The sequence below is a fragment of the Phormidesmis sp. 146-33 genome, from assembly GCF_052939515.1.
In genome coordinates this window covers 37,303-55,496 of sequence record NZ_JBJPHU010000022.1, presented here as the reverse complement: position 1 = coordinate 55,496, position 18,194 = coordinate 37,303, and the positions used below count along the sequence as shown (strand labels likewise).

Here is an 18,194-nt window from a genome sequence, read left to right as displayed (position 1 = left end):
CCGTTAAGGGTCTCTATTTTTTTGAGTCCTTATGAACGTGGACATTATTTCCAGCCAGCCTTTCCTGTTACAGCGTTTCTCGGTTTAAGTAGGGCTGTAACACTTCTGGTAGGCGCACTGTCCCGTCAGGTTGCTGGTAATTTTCTAGAATGGCGGCCATCGTTCGACCGACGGCCAACCCCGATCCGTTGAGCGTATGAACGAACTGAGTGCCTTTTTGTCCGGCTTCTTTAAATCGAATGCTGCCGCGTCGAGCTTGAAAATCAAGGAAATTGGAGCAGCTTGAGATTTCGCGGTAGGTGCCAGCGGCGGGAAGCCACACTTCTAAGTCGTAGCATTTGGCGGCACCAAAGCCGAGATCTCCGGTACAGAGTTCGATCGTTCGATAAGGCAGCTTGAGGGCTTCTAAAATCGCTTCGGCATTTTGGACGAGGGTCTGATGTTCTTGCTCAGAAGTGCCAGGGTGAACGATTTTGACGAGTTCGACTTTGTTGAATTGGTGCAGACGAATCAGTCCACGGGTATCTCGGCCATAGCTGCCCGCCTCGCGGCGAAAACAGGGCGTGTAGGCACAGTGACGAATCGGTAACACTTCGGACGACAGCACTTCTTCGCGATAAAGGTTAGTCACCGGAACTTCGGCCGTGGGGATCAGCCAGAGATCGTCGTCACTACACTTAAAGCTTTCTTCGGCAAACTTGGGTAGCTGACTGGTGGCGGTGAGCGATTGGCTATTGACTAAAAGGGGTGGCAAAACTTCGAGGTATCCAGCGGCGATCTGGCGATCGAGCATAAATTGAATCAGCGCTCTCTCTAAGGCGGCTCCGGCTCCCAGCAGGGTAATAAATCTGGCCTGGGCGACTTTGGTGGCTCGCTCGGTGTTGAGAATGCCTAGCTTTTCAGCGATTTCCCAGTGGGGCAGAATCTCTGTGTGCTGCGGTTTATATTCATCGCCCCAGCGCCGGACTTCTATATTTTCGGTTTCATCTTTGCCGATCGGCGTACTGTCACTCGGTAGATTGGGCAGGGTTAGCAACAGCGCTTCGATTTGGGTTTTGAGGTCTTTTTCGGCTGGCTCTAACTCGCTCAACTGGGCTTTAATCTGGTTGCCTTCGTCGCGCAATGCCTGAATTTCTTCGCCCTTGGGATCGCTGCCCGATTTGATTTTCTGTCCGACGAGTTTGCCGATTTCGTTGCTGCGGGCCTGGAGGTGCGATCGCATTTTCTCCAAGTCGCGCTGTTGGAGGTCAAGCTGCACGATCGGCTGAATGTCATAACTGCCGTTTCGATGGCTGAGTTTTTCTTGAACGAGTTCTGGATTTTCGCGAATTAGCTTCAGGTCAAGCACAAATCTTTTCCAATCAGGTTGAGTTATGAGTTTAGCCCAATCTGAAATTGAGCGATCGCCCATTCATCAGGATACATCGCACACGAGAGGATGGTGGAATCTGCTGTCAGAAGCGCTGCAATTTCACGGTTAGAGTACGCTGCTGGGATGCGTGGGGTTTGAGTTGGGCGATCGTTCCGTTTTGACTAGCGACTTCTAGATCGAAGGGAATGGTTGTAGCAGGCTCCATCACCAGGACGTAGTGATCGCGCCATCCGCCATAACTTTGAAAGAGCCAAACGTAAGGGAAATCGGCCGTATCGAAGCTCATGAGAAAGGTTGACTGTTTGCTGCGAATGCCACACTCGCCGATCGCTAAATCTGAACAGTAGTAAAATTCTTGCAGCTTTGAGGATTTGGGCGGAATCTTCTGCACTTCGATTTCTCGTCCGTCAGCGGCAAAGGCTTTGGGAAAGCGAGTTTTCTGGTTTTGTCCGATGATTTTGCTGAATTCGATGAAGGCGGGTTCGATCAGGCAGTCGGGTAGCAGAATTTCGTCGTCGGCTTGAATGGCGATCGCGCAGTGTTGTTTAAACAGAAAGGGAATCGTTTGATCAGATTGATTTCGGAAGATGTAGGCGATCGTCACTTCCGGTTGGGTTGCGTTGAGTTGAATAGTTTTCTCGACGCTGACGGGCACCGTTTGGCAGGCGTAAATTAATTTGACGCTCAAGGGAGAAGCGTCGGCAACTCTCCAGCTTTGTGACCAAAATTCACCGTGATCGACGAGTTGATAGCCGCGAAATTCACCTGCGGCATCGTTGGGAAAAATTTCGTCCCAGCCGCCTGTCCAATTGTCGTCAAATGAGGCACCAAGGGAGAGCGACCCCTTGCGGGTATCTCGAAGAGATCGCGTTTCTGAGTCGTCATACTCTAAAGGATGCCACAGCCAATCTTTGCCTGTTTTGAGATCCTGGAAGCGATCGAGACGACCTCCCAAATCAGGACGGATGTTCAGCTTAATTTCAGCATTTTCTAGCGTAATCATGGACTTTAAATCGGGGGGTTTTACGTTGCTTGTAGCATTCGTTCAGTGAATCGCAAGCGCATTTATTCTACGATTTGCACGTAAGCAAAATAAATCGTCCGTAGGGATTAAATTCTCTTAGCGAATGCCTTCAAACTGTCCCAAAAAAGTGGGCTTGGGATGCAATAAATGCACTTGTAAAGTTGCTTTCATCGTCGAGGCGATTTCGCGCAGGGCGTAGGGCACCATCACCTGATTTCCGTAGCTTTCCCAGTCTGGCGTTCCGAGTCCGATCGCATCGATTCCGAGTTGACGACAGGTGTAGACAGCGCGCGGCAGATGATAGTGCTGAGTCACCAAAACAGACTGCGTAACGCCAAAAATTGCTTTAGCACGATAACAGCTTTCATAGGTGCTAAACCCGGCATAGTCGAGCGTGATGTCTTTTTCTGGGATTCCTAATGTCATTGCGTATCGCTTCATCGCCGTAACTTCGTCATAATTCGTGGCGCTATTGTCTCCGGTCATCAACAGTTTGCGAACGCGGCCCTGACGGTAAAGATCAACTCCTCCCTGTACTCGATCCGCTAGCATTGGTGTAGGCGTTCCGTTTGTATAAATTCCAGCGCCAAATACGATCGCCACAGGTTTAACGGGTACATTCTTAGCAGCGTTGTAACGATCGTTTCTCGTCATAAAACTCACGTATTGCATTAATAGAAGCGGCAGTATGAGTGTTCCGATTGCCAAACTGAGTAAAAGAATGCGATTTTTCAGGATGGGTTTGAGCCGATTCATAGATTTTGGGACGATTTGCAACAAATTAGAGATTGCTACAGACTGACTGATCAACTTTCCGCATTAAATCTTGAATGGTATACTCAGAGGACGTTTTATCGATTTACCTTTATCGTTTTATCCTTTATTTTTTTGTACAATGACGATCGCTGCATTAATCACGGGAGCAGGACAAGGCATCGGACTAGAATTTGTGCGTCAACTGCTGCAACGCGATCGGGCTGACCTTCTCTACGCGACTTATCGCAATCCGGAGTCAAACTTATTGGCGCTTCAGGATTCTCGCTTGCGCTGTCTGCCGATGGACATTACAGATGAATCTCAAATCGCCAGCGTGATCCAAAAAATTCAGACAGAAACGACCACACTTGAGTTAGTTGTTAACTGTGTAGGCGTGTTGCATACCGAGACGATGCAGCCAGAAAAGAGTTTGCGCCATATTAACTCAGAACAACTGCTGGATTATTTTCGGACAAACAGCATGGGTGCAGTCCTTTTGGCGAAACACATCCAACCATTGCTCAAGCATCAAAACCGATCCATCTTCGCCACGATCTCAGCAAAAGTTGGCAGTATTGGCGACAATCAACTGGGTGGCTGGTATGGCTATCGGGCCTCTAAAGCCGCGTTGAATATGTTGATGAAAAACACGGCGATCGAATACAAACGCACTTGTCCCAAAGCGATCGTCGTCACGCTACATCCTGGCACCACGGACACAAATCTGTCTCGCCCCTTTCAGCGCAACGTGCCGCCCGAAAAGCTGTTTAGCGTCGATCGTACCGTTCAGCAATTACTCACCGTTTTAGACAAACTACAAGCCCACGACAGCGGCGAATTCTTTTCTTGGAACGGCGATCGCTTGCCCTGGTGAAGCGCGTCTGGCTTAAAATAGCAGTAATTCTCAGTGAGCGTGATCGATGAACGATCATTTTTTGATGCCCTCCGAAAATTGGCTAGAGTGGGTAACGGTATTGGGCTATCTCAGCTTTGCGGGGTTTATTGCATGGCGTGTGTTGAGCAGCAAGTAGAGGCAGGTTGAATGAATTTGAATCGATCGTTTGTGTCACTCGATTTTGAAACGGCCGATTATGGGCGAGATAGTGCCTGTGCGATCGGTCTGGTGCGGGTTGAGAATCATCGGATTGTACGATCGGTTCATGCGCTGATTCGTCCACCGCGTCGTGCTTTCAAGTTTACCGACATTCACGGGATTACCTGGGACGATGTAGCTGAGGAGCCGACCTTTGGCGAAGTTTGGGAAACATTGCAACCCATGCTGGAGAATGTTGACTTTATCGCGGCTCACAATGCTTCTTTTGACCAGGGAGTGCTGTATGCCTGCTGCGATGCTCATGGTATGGTGCGTCCCTCTCAAAACTTTGTTTGCACTGTACAACTAGCCCGTAAAACCTGGAGAATTTACCCTACCAAGTTGCCCAATGTTTGTGACTACTTAGGAATCGATCTAGTGCACCATCACGCCTTATCAGATGCAGAAGCCTGCGCTCGAATCGTGATAGCAGCTAGTCGTTAATAAAGCTCAGTCGATCTCAAAGTAATGTTGTTTTGTAGATTATTGGATCTCGATTGTTTAAAGTGTCTTCGATCGCAGGTCTCTCACGCTTGTTAGCTTTAATTCCGGTTCCATCCCTTATCCCTCATCCCTCTCTTACCGAAGTACTCGTCGCAGGCAACCGAAAGGCAAACAGCGCCCCGTGAGGAGACCGATTTTCTGCCCAAATTGTCCCGCCGTGCGCTTCGATGATTTGCCGAGTTAAATAGAGTCCCAGTCCAGATCCTTTGGCTTGTCGATCGCTGTGTCCCTGATAAAATCGTTCAAACAGATGAGGCAGTTCTTCGGGGGTAATGCCGGGCCCCGTGTCGAGAATTTTGACAATTTGGTGTGAGGAATAGGATTCTAGACTGACTTCGACTTTGCCGCCCCTGGGTGAGTGATTGATACTGTTAGCCAGCAGGTTCGTAAAAACTCGCTGAAGCTGCAAGCGATCGCCCATCACCCACAACGCCCGACGAAAATCAGAATCGCCATGACAGGTACTCAGATAAACGCGCCGAGTCGCCGCCAAATCTCGCAGCGTCACGATCGCATCTTCTGCGCTGTCTGTGAGGTTGAGTGGCTCCAGGTCAAGCTGCAATCCTTCGGCATCGTTGCGATAAACATCAAGCATCATCTCAACCATTTGCAGTGTTGTTTGATGACTGCGCGCCATCATGTCAAAAATCTTTTGCTGCGTTGAGCTAACAATCCCAAACTCGTGCCGCTGAAAGGCTTTGATGGTCTCGATCGCGCCCAATAGCGGCGTTTTTAGATCGTGGGTCAGCGTCGAAACAAAATCTTCTCTCAGTCGAGACAGTTGCTCTTGAGCTTGAAGTTGGCTTTGCTGTTGAGCGATCGCATCTTGATAATCTCGATTTCGGATTTCTAACAATCCCGTTACCACCAGTGCGATCACAGTAATGATGCGATTGGCAATCGTAGAAGACTCAACTAATTGACCTGACGGAAACCACAAATTAGAAAAAGTCAGTATCGCTGAAACAACCATTACTTGAAAAATTTCTGATCGTCTCAGTTTAGAACTTGCGAGTAAAATTGCACCGATGTAGAGATAGCCAAACACATAGCTAGGCGGCGTAAGATACTCCAACATCAACACGATCGCGCAAAAAATTACAATCAGCCAACGAGTAGAATCAGCCCGATCGAGACTAGAAAACACAGAACGACGTAACATATGCACTGGTCTGTACGATCTAATTTTCTGTACTCGACCCCTCCGTCTTGAGCGTACCGCAAGCGCGATCGAATGGTTTCGGGCGGAGACAGTATGATCACAGTAAAATCCCAGCTTCCCAGAGAGAGCGGGGATCTTAGTTTTGGAGCGAAATTAACACCAATCAGGCTAATTAGTTTTCGTCAAACCAAACCGATTTAAGAAGTCGTTGACCCACTGTTTTGTTTGCTCAACTCTGACACTTTCAGGTGACTGTGACCATGCCTTGTGTAAGGCTCATCATTGTCAATCTGAACGCGATCGTATTAGATCGTATTAGGTGTCCTTCAAGTCTTAGCACTTGAACTGCCTCAAACGGTTTGGAACGGGTTCCCCGATGGTTTCGCACTTTCCCGGAACATGGCTATCCGAGCGAGCAGATTGTGCGCCTGACACTTCAGCATCAACAGCCAATGATTTTTTCGAGAAGTAGAGTGCGTCTACTTCTGCCTCAATTGATTGCCGATAAAACTGGGTGATCTACATCACTGAATATGCTTGAGTTAACGGATTGATGCAACTGTCGAGGGGCATCAATAACTTCGCACTGTCCAGAGAGTCAACTTTTTCTAAAGAATTAGAAATTTTGCTAGTTAAACGGGCGTTGCTGATTGGAGGGATGAATCTGTGAGAAGTGTCCATCTTTTCGCCCCCTAAATTCCCCAAAATTGGAGGACTTTGAACCTGGGGTTCCCGCCGCTTTGGGGCACACCCCCTGATTCAGCAACGCCGTTAAACGTTAGTTTGATGAAGCTTTAAAGTTCTCTAGAATCAGCAGCTTGGGGGGCAGAAGCTTGACAACAAAGCGAAAAAGTTTCATCGAATTCATGTTAATTAAAATTGGTCGATGCACAAAAAGTAGAACACAAAATAATGGGACGATCGCTCCCAGAGATTTCTTAACCCCTGACCTCGATCGCCCCATCACTTTTATGAGTCCAGATATCAATCCAGAACGCTAAAATCTAGCTGGTTTACTGAACATGAGATCCCGAAACCCAGCCGCCTGAGACCCGATACCAACCGCCAGAAGTGCCAAACGTTGAGACTCTCGCCCCACCGCCAAGACCGCCGACGATCGCATAATTGGTGCCCGGCCCGCTGCGAACATTCACCCCGATCGCAGGAATGACGGTAACGACACCAGTCGATGGGCTGCTCCCCCCACTGCCGCCACCAATGCCACCTGTATACGCGCTCGAAATCCAGCCACCATTGACTCTGAGCCAGCCATTAGAAGACCCGAAGGTACTGACTCGCGCGCCGTTGCCTAAGCCGCCGACGATCGCATAGTTGGTGCCCGGCCCGCTGCGAACATTTACGCCGCTGCCTGCTGTGATGGTGACCGTTCCCGTCTGAGAGCCACCGCCAGTGCCGCCGCCTGATGATGATACGCCTAGCGCCGATGCTGTGGCAGAGCCAACAATGCCATCCGCGACTAGACCCCGATCGCGCTGAAACGCCCGGATGACAGATTCGGTTTGGACACCAAAAACGCCATCTACACCCAAGCTATAGCCTCGATTTCTCAAAGCAGATTGCACCTGAGTCACGGCTGCACCCGTATTGCCGCGCACGATGAGCGCCATTGCTTGATGAGTCGTTGCCACAATTGACACCGCAATCATCAAACTCGCCACGCCAACCCAAGTGGAGTTGGGCAACGTTAGTCCCAGTTCTTTGAGCGATCGCACCGCTGGTTCTGGACTGGGGTCTTCATAATCAACTGCTACATGAAGGTATGCAAAGTTTTCCATAATGGTCTCCCTGATTCAATCAGCACAAAAATGAAGTGGTTTGTCACGATCGACTTGCCTTAGCAGATTTCCCTTTTGCCTTCAAGAGGAGAAATCTCTATTCCGCAAGCGGCGATCACGGAATGTCAGAATTTCTACTAACACGGGGACTGTATGCGTAGAAAAAGGTTGGTTTTTAGAAGGGGTCAGTAATTTTGCTGAATCTTCAGCATCTGTATCATCCTCCTTTTTTCATTGAGGGTAAAGTAAAATTACCAAATCAGCGAAAAAAGTTAAGAATTGACTTACAAAGGGCACTGCCAGACGTTCAGATTGCAGTCGATCGCAAATTGACGTTACTTGGTGAATCGTCGAATCTCGCTTGTTGTGAAGCAGGTTTGATCTCAGGCTGAGGTCTTGAAGCTCCTCACTAACCTCCCTTAAAAAAACGTCAGTTCGATGAACGCTTCGCTTTTAGATCCAGGAACGCCCCCTAAATCCCCCACGAGTGAGGGACTTTGAACCAGAATTCCTCTCTTAAAGTCCCCCAAATTGGGGGGTTGGGGGGCAGAAGCCGTGAACAACGAAGCGAAAAAACTCTCATCGAATTCACGCTAAAAAGAGAAAATCAGCAGACTGCAAATTGCTGTGACTGTGTGGATTGCCTCATCTTCATTTCTCTCACCTCTCTAAGCGTCGTGACTAACTAAAAATGTTTACTTGCGATCGACGGAATCTGTAATCAGGTGGGGCAGTTACTTTTTAGTTAGATTATCCGTCAAATCAGACGGTTTCTCTCAGGTGTTCTTCAGCGATCGCGGCTTCACTAAACACAGCCGAGTACAGCCACCCCGCCAGCACCGCTCCTAAAATAGGCGCAACCCAGAATAACCACACTTGTCCCAGCAGTTCTCCGCCTGCAAACAGAGCAGGGCCAAAGCTTCGAGCCGGATTGACCGAGGTATTGGTGACCGGAATGCTAATCAAGTGAATCAGTGTCAAAGCAAGCCCGATCGTAATTGGAGCAATCCCTTGAGGGGCGCGGCGATCGGTGGCTCCCAAAATAATCATCAAGAAAAAGAACGTCAGCACCACTTCGATGACCAGACAAGCAAAGAGGGAATAGCCTCCGGGTGAGTGTGCGTCAAATCCGTTGGTTGCTAGAGGGTTTGAGCCACCTAACGAAAATCCAGGCTTACCGCTGGCAATTAGATAAATCAGACCCGAAGCGGCGATCGCGCCCAAAACCTGAGCCACAATATAGCCCAACAGATCGGGGCCTCCTCGAAATCGCTTGGCGGCATACAGTCCAAAGGAGACCGCCGGGTTGAGATGACAGCCAGAAATATGTCCGATCGCGGATGCCATCGTTAGCACGGTCAACCCAAAAGCCAACGACACGCCGACCAGCCCGATCCCCAATGGAAACGACGTGTTCTCTCCAATTTTTGCTGCGTCTGCGGTGTAAGCGGCGGCCAAAACTGCACTGCCACAGCCTCCCAAAACTAGCCAAAAGGTGCCAATAAATTCTGCTACACAGCGGGTTATCAAAGGCATTTCAACAGACTCCGTGACGTTAGAATATGTGCTGCAAACGATTAGTGTCAGATGGGTCTAATCGTAAATTTTGCAACATGATCCCTGATGTTAGAACTCTGTTATCCACTAATCTAGTTTTATAAAGAAAAATTAATGAATCAAGCGTTTATGACTCAAACTTTTCGATTAATAAGCTCATGAATTGATTTCAAAATTGGAGTTAGAGAGGAATCTTTCAGGCTGGTCTACCTAGCTCACGGTTCGCCCATTTTTGAGTAAGGTCGTGAGATTGAGCTGATGCCCAGATGCAGGAATATCTCAGCCACGCTCAGAGCAAACAGGTGGAGTTAGAGCGTGTTGACTATGACTACGCGGATGGCAAAACACTGCTGATTGCTGAGGGCTATGAACACCAACACGATTGTTCGATGCCAGTCGATGCAACCGAATCGGCAAAAAAACATGACGCGACCTCGAAAGTTTGACGACTGCAACTGAGCAAGTGATGGCGAAGCATCGGGTGGCATCTTTGTTCCAGTTGAACTATCCAGCACAATTGACCCAGGTTACCCAACGGAAATATGGTGATAGACCTGCACGGGTGGTCGAACACCGCCGCTTTCAAGTGGGCTTTTCCTTAGACCTTGCAGCAGTAGAGCAACAAATGCAGCAGTTGGGCTGGCGGGTCTATGCGACCAATCATCCTCAAGCTCAGTTATCGCTGTCTCAGGCAGCCATTGTCTATCGACAGGAGTATGGAGTGGTTAAATCTTCGACTAGGCGATCGGGTGCCAGAGAAGTCCCAGTTAGAGCATTGCCCAGGATCATACCCAACATTGGAATGATGTATTGCGGATTGTACCAAGGCTCAACTCGAATAATTCCAGTCACTGTTATAGAACCCATTTGGTATCTTTTAATGTGTTTCAAAGCTAATATTTTTCTGGATTTTATGTTCCTTATAGTTCCAGAACAATGATTTTCCTTCTAAATTCAGGCTCTGCTTGAAACGGCTCTCCTACACGCCTTGTATATCAACAAGAGATCTCAAACGGGTTCTATAGAATGCGGTACACTCAGGTAAAATTTTTTATTGACAGAGATTCTCACTAGGCTTATGCTACAGCAATATTGGCTCTGAAGTTGCTGTCGATTGTCATGACGATTACGATTTCAGGTGAGGATTTTTTTGATCTACTGAATGCAGAAAAGCCTAAATTCGTTGATCCGTCTGATCCGAGAGATCAAACTCAACAGTACTCCAATCAATTTGGTCAGGGTTGTGTGCGATCGATCGAGTTGCGGGAAGGGTTAGCGATCGAGATTGGTAAGATTCGGTGGCTTGATCAAATCGCGATTCATGACTGCGAAGAACCCGCTTACCTGACACATCATTTTCACCTGTTTGGTCAGCATCAGGATCAGCAAACCACCGTGGGCGATCGAGAATATGCACTCTACGGACGTGGGCTATATCCGAAGCAAACAATCCTCGCACCAGCGCAATCAGCATTAGAGGTGCAGGTCTACATTGAGCCAACGATGCTGCGATCGCTTGTAGGGGATCAGGATGGCGAGTTGCCGATCGCGATTCAGAATTGGATACGTCCAGAAGATCAGGTGCATTATGCCCGATCGGGGGTGCTTTCTCCAGTGATGCAAACGGTGCTATGGCAAATCGTGCGATGCCCCTATCAAGGCACGACCAAGCGATTGTTTATAGAAGGTAAAACGCTGGAACTGATGAGCCTGGTAATCGAGCAAGAACAGGCAATCTATCTCGATCGCGTCGGGACAATTCCGGTGCAAAAGCTATCGCCAGGAACCATTGAGCGAGTTCACTATGCGAGAAATCTGCTGCTGCAAAATCTGCATGAGCCGCCATCGATCGCTACTCTCGCAAAGCAGGTGAAGCTGAATGAATGTACGTTGAAGCGGGGATTTCGCGCCTGTTTTGGCACAACGCCGTTTGATTATCTGCGCGAGTATCGCTTGGAGCAAGCGCGGCAACTGTTGGAGTATGGCGAAATGAAAGTTGAGGAAATTGCCGCACGGGTGGGGTTTGCCAGCCGCAGCCATTTTGCGATCGCGTTCAAAAAGAAATTTGGTCAAAATCCCAAAGACTATCAGCAGCGCAAGTTTTTCTAAAAACCGTTCAAACAAAATTCCAGCAATCGTTCGTTTTGCTTTCTTTCCAAGTTGTAGTTCGGTAATCTTCTTGACATGAATTCTTAACTGGTGTGGGCAAGATGACGAGGAAAGCTTCTATTCTGGGATTGCAACTGAGTGCGATCGGTGTTTTGGCGGTTTTGGCAGCGCCTTGGACTGTTGCACAGGCGACAGAAGAGAACTCTATGCCTCAGTTGAGCCAAGTTCCTCGTCCTGCTACGACGGTGAAAGAATGGATGGCACAGGTGGAAGCGGCAACGGTTCGGGTGACGGGCGTTCGGGTGGAACCTGCGGCGGGAACGATTCGGGTGATTTTGGATACTAGCGCGGGAATCAGTGCGGTTCCGACTCGGCGGAGTGAGGGGAATACATTGATCACAGAGTTAGAAGGGGCAGTGTTGGCGTTGCCGGAGGGAAATCGAGTTGCGATCGACAAACCGGGAGAGGGAATTAGTGCGATCGAGGTGATTCAAGCGACTCCGACAGCGGTACAGGTAAGAATTATGGGAGAAACAGCCGTTCCAGTGGTGGAAGTTGTGCCGAGTGCGGCAGGATTGGTGCTGAGTGCAGAAGTGGATGAGGATGCTGCGGAAGAAGAGATTACAGTGACGGGGGAACGGCAGCAGGATGGTTATCGAGTGCCGAATGCGAGTACGGCGACGAGGACAGATACACCGATTCGTGATATTCCGCAGTCGATTCAGGTTGTGCCGCAGGAGGTGTTGCGCGATCGCAAAGTGAGAAATTTGACTGAAGCTGTAGAAACGGTCAGTGGTGTAGCTGATGGTGGAACCTTCCTTGGTGTTCCCGGAGGGCGCAGAATTCTCAGAGGATTTGTACAAGGATTTCAAGGTAGTGGCATAACTTTCAGAGATGGTGCGCCAGATGCTGATTTTGTCACTCCTACATCGATTGGCACAATTGAGCAAGTGGAGGTACTCAAGGGACCTGCTTCAGTTCTATTTGGATCTGTAGAACCTGGTGGAGTTGTCAATACAATTACCCGCAAGCCTTTGAGCGAACCTTATTACCAGATTGGGTTAGAAGCGGGGAATTATGGATATTTCCAACCCAGTATAGATTTATCAGGTCCATTAAGCACCGACAAAACTTTACTATATCGCTTCATTGCAGGCTATCAAGGTTCAAATGCTATTCAACCTTTTGTAAAGGAGGATTTGACAACTATTTCACCTTCAATCACTTGGAAATTAGGGGATAAAACAAGCCTGAATCTGTACTATGAATACGTCAAATTCTTTTCAGATAATTTGAGAAATAGTTATCCGCGCCTTAGTGATGGCAGTCTTTTGCCGAGGGACTTTTATGTTGGCTATCCTAGTTTAGACTTGCTTGATATTACAGCCCACAGATTTGGCTACAAATTAGAACATAGATTTAACGATAATTGGCAGCTTCGTAATAATCTTTCTCTAAATCTTAGTGATTTTAGAGATGAGCGGAGTTATTCCATTGGGGTAATAGACGATCGCTTCGTAGAAATAGAATCTTTTGATTATGAATATACTCGAAATTTCTATTTTGGACAAATTGATTTAGTAGGAAAGTTTAAAACAGGATCGATTGCACACCAACTTCTAGTGGGCTTCGACATCAACCGATATGTAGAAAATATTGAAGTATTTAGCAATAATGACCCTAGCTTACCCCTTCTGGATATTCGTAATCCCAACTACGATATTCCAAAACCAGTACCTGTTGCAGCTTATAAAGGTATTGACACGATTCAATCTTACGGAGTTTATCTTCAAGACCAGATCAGTTTCAATGATCACTTCAAACTGCTAATTGGTGGTCGCTATGATTGGTCGTCTTATGAAAACGAAATTGCCGATTTCGGATTAGATGGAAATACAGTTGATGACCCGGTACAACGGGACGGTGCCTTTAGCCCACGTATCGGTTTGGTCTATCAGCCCAGTAAAAATATTTCACTTTATGGTAGTTACAGCAGTTCATTTCGCCAAAGCCCAGGTTTTAACCCTGATGGCAGATTCTTTGAGCCAACGAGGGGAACGCAGTATGAAGTTGGTGTCAAAACTGATTTTCTTGATGGCAGGCTTTCGGCAACATTGGCAGCCTATCACCTTACTAAGACAAATGTTACGACGGAAGATCCAAACAATCCCAGATTTTCCATCCAGACTGGAGAGCAACGAAGTCAAGGAATTGAGTTGGATATTGCCGGGGAAATTTTGCCCGGATGGAAAGTGATTGCTTCCTATGCATACACCAATGCAGAAGTGACTAGGGATAATAGCACCCCTGTTGGTAATAGATTAAATGGTGTACCAGAGAACCAAGCCAGCTTATGGACAACCTATGAGATTCAGAACGGCACTTTAAAAGGGTTGGGCTTTGGCTTGGGATTGTTTTATGTCGGCGAGCGGCAAGGGAATTTAGCGAATACGTTTCAACTGAAAGATTACTTGCGGACTGATGCAGCAATTTATTATCGCAGAGATCGCTTGAAGGCAGCAATTAATGTTCGTAATCTATTTGATGTAGATTATGCCAGCTTCGCGTTCCGACCATCTGTTGTTCAGAGAGGTGCGCCGTTTACAATTACTGGTTCGATCAGTTGGGAGTTTTAAGTAGTTTGCCGTGAACTAGTGTTTACTTAGCTAGATATAGTATCAATGTTCTTACACCGCTTTATTAGCTTGTTGTTGGTAGCATTCTTGATGGTTACAGTTGGTTCAGCTTGCGGCAGAAATATTTCTTATCCTGCTTCAAACCTAGAACCATCTGTAGAATACTGTCGCAAGGTTCAGCATTCTTTGGGCGAGATTTGTGTTCCGCTTAATCCTCAACGGGTGATAGCACTGTGGTCCGCTCCCTTTGCAAATGCGTTAGCTCTCGGTGTTAAACCAATAGCGGCAGCATACGATACCTCTCAAGATTTTCCAAATTATCTTCGAGATCGAGTCGGTGAAATTGAATTAATTGGAGATATCTTTGCGCCGAATCTAGAGAAGATTTTACGACTGAAACCCGATCTTATTCTAGGAAACCCCTGGTTACCCAAGATCTACAAGCAGCTTTCTTACATCGCGCCCACTTATATTCCACCAACCGATTTTTCATTTGAGAAACAGTTGATGGAACTTGCTAAAGTCTTAGGCAGAGAGGAGCTTGGTAATCAATTGATGAAAGACTACTCGCAACGAACTACAAATCTTAGACAAGCTTTGGATATTGACGTAGCATCTCCAGGAAAGAACAGTAAGCAAATTCAAGTATCGTTTGCTGGAATATATCCTACAACTATGTACACTGGCGGAAACAAGAGTAATCTAGCCAGGATCTTCAGAGATATTGGATTGCAACGCCCACTGTCGCAACAGAAAGATCTGTTCTATATAGACAATATCTCCCAAGAACATCTACCTGACATTGATGGGGATGTTCTATTTCTCATGAATCAGCGGGGCGTATCAGAAGAAATCATACAAGAACCTCTATGGCAACAACTTAAAGCCGTTCAACAGAACAAAGTTTACTTCGTAGAGTATCACTGGCATTTCTTAGATATTCTCGCAGTTAATGCAATCCTTGATGATTTGTATAAACACCTCGTAAATGCACTATGAGGAGTAAGCGATTCATTTCTCAAGAGATCGATCGCTTAATGGTTTAGTGAGATCGCGCTTTGATTGTCGATCGCTTGATGGTTTGTGCGATCGCTCTATTATTTTTCAAGATGTCGATCGCTCAGTGACTCAGTGCGATCACGCTCAATTGTCGATCGCTCGATGGTTTTGCGATCGCGTTTGATTGTCGATCGCTTGATGGTTTATGCGATCGCTCTATTATTTCTCAGGATGACGATCGCTGGATGGTTTGTGCGATCGCTCTATTATTTTTCAAGATGTCGATCGCTTGATGGTTTGTGCGGTTCCTGCGGAGTTGCGCTTTGCGCTAATCGCTTTTCTAACTTTGTTCTGTCAGCCAAGCTTCTAAATTTGCAACATCAGTGAAATCGAGTAACGCTTCTCCCAAAGCTTCGAGTTGTTCGATCGATAAGGAGGAAACGCGATCTCGAAGAGATACCCGCGAGGGGTCGCGCAATGAATCATCTAAGGCTCCTACTTTTTTGGTAAGTTGGCGGAGAATTAGCGATCGCTCTCGTTGCAGTGCTTCTTCCCGTCCTTCTTCCCGCCCTTCTTCCTTCGCTTCTCGGATGGCGCGGGGTTCCTGCGTTAAATCTAGTCCTAGCATCCTTTTAATCTCCGTTCGGCTTAAAGTCGTCAGCTTGTAGACCAGAATCGAGGTCACGATATCTATTATGTCTTGTTTTTGTTGAGGTGTTAATGCTTCCCGTTCCGTTCGTGCAATTAGCTCTCTCGCAGCTTCCGGGGCTTCTGCTTCGTCTACAATCGTCAACACAATTGCCCCCACCGTCACAGGCAACTCGCTCACCTGCCCCAACTCATCCAAATACACCCGATGTGCCTGCCCACCGTTAAGCATTGACCGATGTGGATGCACATCACTTTGCTCGATCGACCGAGATGGATAAATCAGCACCACTTGCTAATCACTAAAACGGCTGCGATTGCGATAAAAGTACAGTGCAGACTCCGCAAACAGCCGCTCATACAGCAGTTCATCTTTCTGCATTTGCACCTCACAGAAGTAAACGATGCCCCTCTCATCTTCTGGCGGCAGAAACACCCCATCAATCTCAAACTTCGGTTCCTTCACTGCCACCGCATCAAAGCGATAGTTTGCTGCATTGCTCGGTCTTGTACCAATCAAATCAAACAGCAATCCTGGCGATTGTGCGAACAGTTTGTAAAAGAGCGGATCACGTCGCATTGCAGCCAGCCGGAAACAACACGAGCAAGTGTACTCTAAATACACCACCGCTGCTAGAATTCAGCGATCGCATCTCAAGGCTTTTGTGAAGTGCGATCGTACTGCTAAGACCGCAGTTAATTTGATAAACTGAGAGCATTGATTGGGCGAGGTGACCTATGACCGCTACAACCCAAAAACGCATGACATTGGACGAGTATCTGACCTATGACGACGGCACAGATACCCGCTACGAATTGGTGGATGGGATGCTAGTCGAGATGGGCACAGAAAGCACGATTAATACTTGGATTGTAGGTTTTTTATTTGAGGTCTTTATCCGCTTGGGCTTGCCTGCCTACCGCATTGGCTTCAAACAAAAGATTGAAGCAACCAGTGCTTACGCGAGTGCCCGTGACCCAGATTTGATCGTGCATACAGAAGAATCAGCATTAGCGATCGAGGGTCGCAAAGAATCCATCCTTCGATTGGGTGAACCCAACCCGATGCTGATCATCGAAGTCGCTTCCCCCGGCACCGAATCCAGCGAAAACTACCAGCGTGACTACCAGCAAAAGCCCGCCGAGTACGCAGCGCGTGGGGTGCTTGAGTATTGGATTACCGACCCCGATCGCCAATGGGTAAAAATCGGCAGCTTAATCAATGGAGCTCACCAATTTGCAGATTTCACCGGGAATCAGTGCATTCTATCCCCCACCTTTCCCCAACTGAACCTGACGGCGGAGCAAATCCTAAACGCGGGTCGATGACTCGCACGGTTCCTAGGTCGTTGCGCTTTGATTTCTCAAGAGGTCGATCGCCAGATGATTTTCGCGATCGCTCTATTATTTCTTAAGTGTGTTGCTGATTGGAGGGATGAATGCGTAGGAAGTGTTCATCTTTTCGCCCCCTAAATCCCCCAAAATTGAGGGACTTTGAACCTTGGGTTTCCCGCCGCTTTGGGGCAATTCATCCCCTGATTCAGCAACGCCTTCTTAAGATGTCGATCGCTCAATGACTTAGTGCGATCGCTTGATGATTTCTCAAGATGTCGATCGCGCTTCCAACCAAGCCTCTAAATCTGCCAACGTGGTGAAATCGAGTAAGGATTCGCTGAGGTCTTCTAGGACAGGTAAAGGTAGGGATGAAAGGCGCGATCGCATCTCCTCAGAAAGTTCCTGCCTTAGTCGTCGGGTTAATTGCCGAGTGATAAGCGCGATCGCTTCCTCTTCTTTTGCCTCCCGAATTGCTCGTGGCTCCTGAGTTAAATCGAGTCCCAACATCGCTTTTACCTCTGACCGACTTAGGTTTGCAAACTTGTACACCATGATGGATGTCACTATGTCTATTATGTCGCGTCTTTGAGCTACGGTGAAATCTTCCTGCTCCGTTCGTACGATTAGCTCTCTCGCGACTTCTGGAGCTTCATCTTCTTCCACAATGGTAAGTACGATTGCGCCCACTGTCACTGGAAGGGAGCGCACGTCCCCTAGTTCATTCAAATACACCCGATGGACTTGCTCTCCATTCAGTACCGAGCGATGCGGGTACACCTTACTCTGCTCTACTGCACGAGATGGATAAATAATCACCGCTTGCCAATCTGAGAAGCGAGAACTGTTTCTGTAAAAGTACAGCGCAGATTCACTAAACAATCGCTCGTACAATTCATCATCTTTCTGCATTTGCAATTCGCAGAAATAGATCGTCCCTGGTTCATCGGTTTCAGGTGGCAGAAACACCCCATCAATCTCAAACTTTGGTTCCTTCACCGCTACTGAGTCAAACCGATAGTTTGCCGCATTGCTCGGTCTGCTGCCAATCAAATCAAACAGCAGTTCAGGAGATTGCTGAAATAGTTTGTAAAAGAGCGGATCACGACGCATTACATCAGGTGAAAGACAATACGATCAAGTGTACTTAAGTCGCGCTCAATTGTCGGTACCTTCGGTAAGCTTCGCTAGCGCTTGATGGTTTGT

Annotated in this window: 20 protein-coding genes and 1 pseudogene; 10 read left to right on the top strand and 11 right to left on the bottom strand. The window is 47.7% G+C overall.

Features of this window, described 5'->3' with window-relative positions; all coding sequences use genetic code 11:
* Positions 1-67 precede the first annotated feature (67 nt).
* The 3 genes from serS to ACJ2PR_RS11395 all read right to left on the bottom strand — a co-directional run bounded on the left by serS (position 68) and on the right by ACJ2PR_RS11395 (position 3,152).
* Positions 68-1,348, bottom strand: coding sequence for a serine--tRNA ligase (serS, locus tag ACJ2PR_RS11405; RefSeq protein ID WP_446877092.1), 1,281 nt, complete (start codon positions 1,346-1,348; stop codon positions 68-70).
* 106 nt (positions 1,349-1,454) lie between these two features.
* Positions 1,455-2,375 (bottom strand): hypothetical protein, encoded by a 921-nt coding sequence (locus ACJ2PR_RS11400; protein WP_446877091.1) that lies wholly within the window; start codon positions 2,373-2,375, stop codon positions 1,455-1,457.
* A gap of 117 nt (positions 2,376-2,492) precedes the next feature.
* On the bottom strand, positions 2,493-3,152 hold the full coding sequence (locus tag ACJ2PR_RS11395) for a SanA/YdcF family protein (protein ID WP_446856695.1): 660 nt from the start codon (positions 3,150-3,152) through the stop codon (positions 2,493-2,495).
* Between the two features lie 139 nt (positions 3,153-3,291).
* Here ACJ2PR_RS11395 and ACJ2PR_RS11390 point away from each other — a divergent pair, with 139 nt between their 5' ends.
* Both ACJ2PR_RS11390 and ACJ2PR_RS11385 read left to right on the top strand, forming a co-directional pair.
* On the top strand, positions 3,292-4,026 hold the full coding sequence (locus ACJ2PR_RS11390; RefSeq protein WP_446856696.1) for an SDR family NAD(P)-dependent oxidoreductase: 735 nt from the start codon (positions 3,292-3,294) through the stop codon (positions 4,024-4,026).
* 168 nt (positions 4,027-4,194) lie between these two features.
* Positions 4,195-4,689, top strand: a complete 495-nt coding sequence (locus ACJ2PR_RS11385; protein WP_446866109.1) for a 3'-5' exonuclease — start codon at positions 4,195-4,197, stop codon at positions 4,687-4,689.
* Between the two features lie 124 nt (positions 4,690-4,813).
* On the opposite strand, the gene ACJ2PR_RS11380 is transcribed toward ACJ2PR_RS11385, so the two are convergent.
* Positions 4,814-5,911, bottom strand: coding sequence for a sensor histidine kinase (locus tag ACJ2PR_RS11380; RefSeq protein WP_446877090.1), 1,098 nt, complete (start codon positions 5,909-5,911; stop codon positions 4,814-4,816).
* 866 nt (positions 5,912-6,777) lie between these two features.
* Here ACJ2PR_RS11380 and ACJ2PR_RS11375 point away from each other — a divergent pair.
* Complete coding sequence (locus ACJ2PR_RS11375; RefSeq protein WP_446856699.1) at positions 6,778-6,912, top strand: hypothetical protein; 135 nt, start codon at positions 6,778-6,780, stop codon at positions 6,910-6,912.
* Positions 6,913-6,924: 12 nt separating this feature from the next.
* Here the strand turns inward: ACJ2PR_RS11375 and ACJ2PR_RS11370 are convergent, their stop codons facing one another.
* Complete coding sequence (locus ACJ2PR_RS11370; protein ID WP_446856700.1) at positions 6,925-7,707, bottom strand: SH3 domain-containing protein; 783 nt, start codon at positions 7,705-7,707, stop codon at positions 6,925-6,927.
* 762 nt (positions 7,708-8,469) lie between these two features.
* Positions 8,470-9,243, bottom strand: coding sequence for an aquaporin Z (gene aqpZ, locus ACJ2PR_RS11365; RefSeq protein ID WP_446856701.1), 774 nt, complete (start codon positions 9,241-9,243; stop codon positions 8,470-8,472).
* Between the two features lie 287 nt (positions 9,244-9,530).
* On the opposite strand from aqpZ, the gene ACJ2PR_RS11360 reads away from it, so the two are divergent.
* The gene (locus tag ACJ2PR_RS11360) at positions 9,531-9,710 is read left to right on the top strand and encodes a hypothetical protein (protein WP_446877089.1); all 180 of its coding nucleotides are present in this window, start codon (positions 9,531-9,533) and stop codon (positions 9,708-9,710) included.
* A 256-nt stretch (positions 9,711-9,966) separates the two neighbouring features.
* On the opposite strand, the gene ACJ2PR_RS11355 is transcribed toward ACJ2PR_RS11360, so the two are convergent.
* A complete protein-coding gene (locus tag ACJ2PR_RS11355; protein WP_446866111.1) occupies positions 9,967-10,131 on the bottom strand; it encodes an ABC transporter permease in 165 nt (54 codons plus the stop codon).
* Positions 10,132-10,383: 252 nt separating this feature from the next.
* Here ACJ2PR_RS11355 and ACJ2PR_RS11350 point away from each other — a divergent pair, with 252 nt between their 5' ends.
* From ACJ2PR_RS11350 to ACJ2PR_RS11330, 5 genes are all read left to right on the top strand, one after another.
* Positions 10,384-11,373, top strand: a complete 990-nt coding sequence (locus tag ACJ2PR_RS11350) for a helix-turn-helix domain-containing protein (protein WP_446877088.1) — start codon at positions 10,384-10,386, stop codon at positions 11,371-11,373.
* A gap of 101 nt (positions 11,374-11,474) precedes the next feature.
* On the top strand, positions 11,475-14,009 hold the full coding sequence (locus ACJ2PR_RS11345) for a TonB-dependent siderophore receptor (RefSeq protein ID WP_446877108.1): 2,535 nt from the start codon (positions 11,475-11,477) through the stop codon (positions 14,007-14,009).
* Between the two features lie 90 nt (positions 14,010-14,099).
* Entirely contained in the window at positions 14,100-15,008 is a 909-nt protein-coding gene (locus tag ACJ2PR_RS11340; RefSeq protein WP_446877087.1) for an iron-siderophore ABC transporter substrate-binding protein, read from the top strand.
* Between the two features lie 46 nt (positions 15,009-15,054).
* Positions 15,055-15,192 carry a hypothetical protein gene (locus ACJ2PR_RS11335; protein WP_446877086.1) on the top strand — a complete coding sequence of 46 codons (138 nt, stop codon included), beginning with the start codon at positions 15,055-15,057 and terminating at the stop codon, positions 15,190-15,192.
* Positions 15,141-15,395, top strand: a complete 255-nt coding sequence (locus ACJ2PR_RS11330) for a hypothetical protein (RefSeq protein WP_446877085.1) — start codon at positions 15,141-15,143, stop codon at positions 15,393-15,395. The genes ACJ2PR_RS11335 and ACJ2PR_RS11330 overlap by 52 nt, the downstream gene beginning before the upstream one ends.
* Here ACJ2PR_RS11330 and ACJ2PR_RS11325 read toward each other — a convergent pair.
* The 3 genes and pseudogenes from ACJ2PR_RS11325 to ACJ2PR_RS11315 form a co-directional block, all read right to left on the bottom strand.
* Positions 15,349-15,636: a DUF4351 domain-containing protein gene (locus ACJ2PR_RS11325; RefSeq protein ID WP_446877107.1), complete on the bottom strand. Its 288-nt coding sequence runs from the start codon at positions 15,634-15,636 to the stop codon at positions 15,349-15,351. The two genes, ACJ2PR_RS11330 and ACJ2PR_RS11325, sit on opposite strands and share 47 nt — an antisense overlap.
* 54 nt (positions 15,637-15,690) lie before the next feature.
* Positions 15,691-16,236: pseudogene (locus ACJ2PR_RS11320) on the bottom strand (Rpn family recombination-promoting nuclease/putative transposase); the annotation flags it as partial.
* Positions 16,226-16,375, bottom strand: a complete 150-nt coding sequence (locus ACJ2PR_RS11315; RefSeq protein WP_446877084.1) for a hypothetical protein — start codon at positions 16,373-16,375, stop codon at positions 16,226-16,228. The pseudogene ACJ2PR_RS11320 and the gene ACJ2PR_RS11315, both read right to left, overlap by 11 nt.
* Before the next feature lie 19 nt (positions 16,376-16,394).
* Between ACJ2PR_RS11315 and ACJ2PR_RS11310 the strand changes: the two genes are divergently transcribed.
* Positions 16,395-16,985, top strand: coding sequence for a Uma2 family endonuclease (locus ACJ2PR_RS11310; protein WP_446877083.1), 591 nt, complete (start codon positions 16,395-16,397; stop codon positions 16,983-16,985).
* A gap of 273 nt (positions 16,986-17,258) precedes the next feature.
* Here ACJ2PR_RS11310 and ACJ2PR_RS11305 read toward each other — a convergent pair whose 3' ends face one another.
* Entirely contained in the window at positions 17,259-18,101 is an 843-nt protein-coding gene (locus ACJ2PR_RS11305; protein ID WP_446877082.1) for an Rpn family recombination-promoting nuclease/putative transposase, read from the bottom strand.
* Positions 18,102-18,194: the final 93 nt, after the last annotated feature.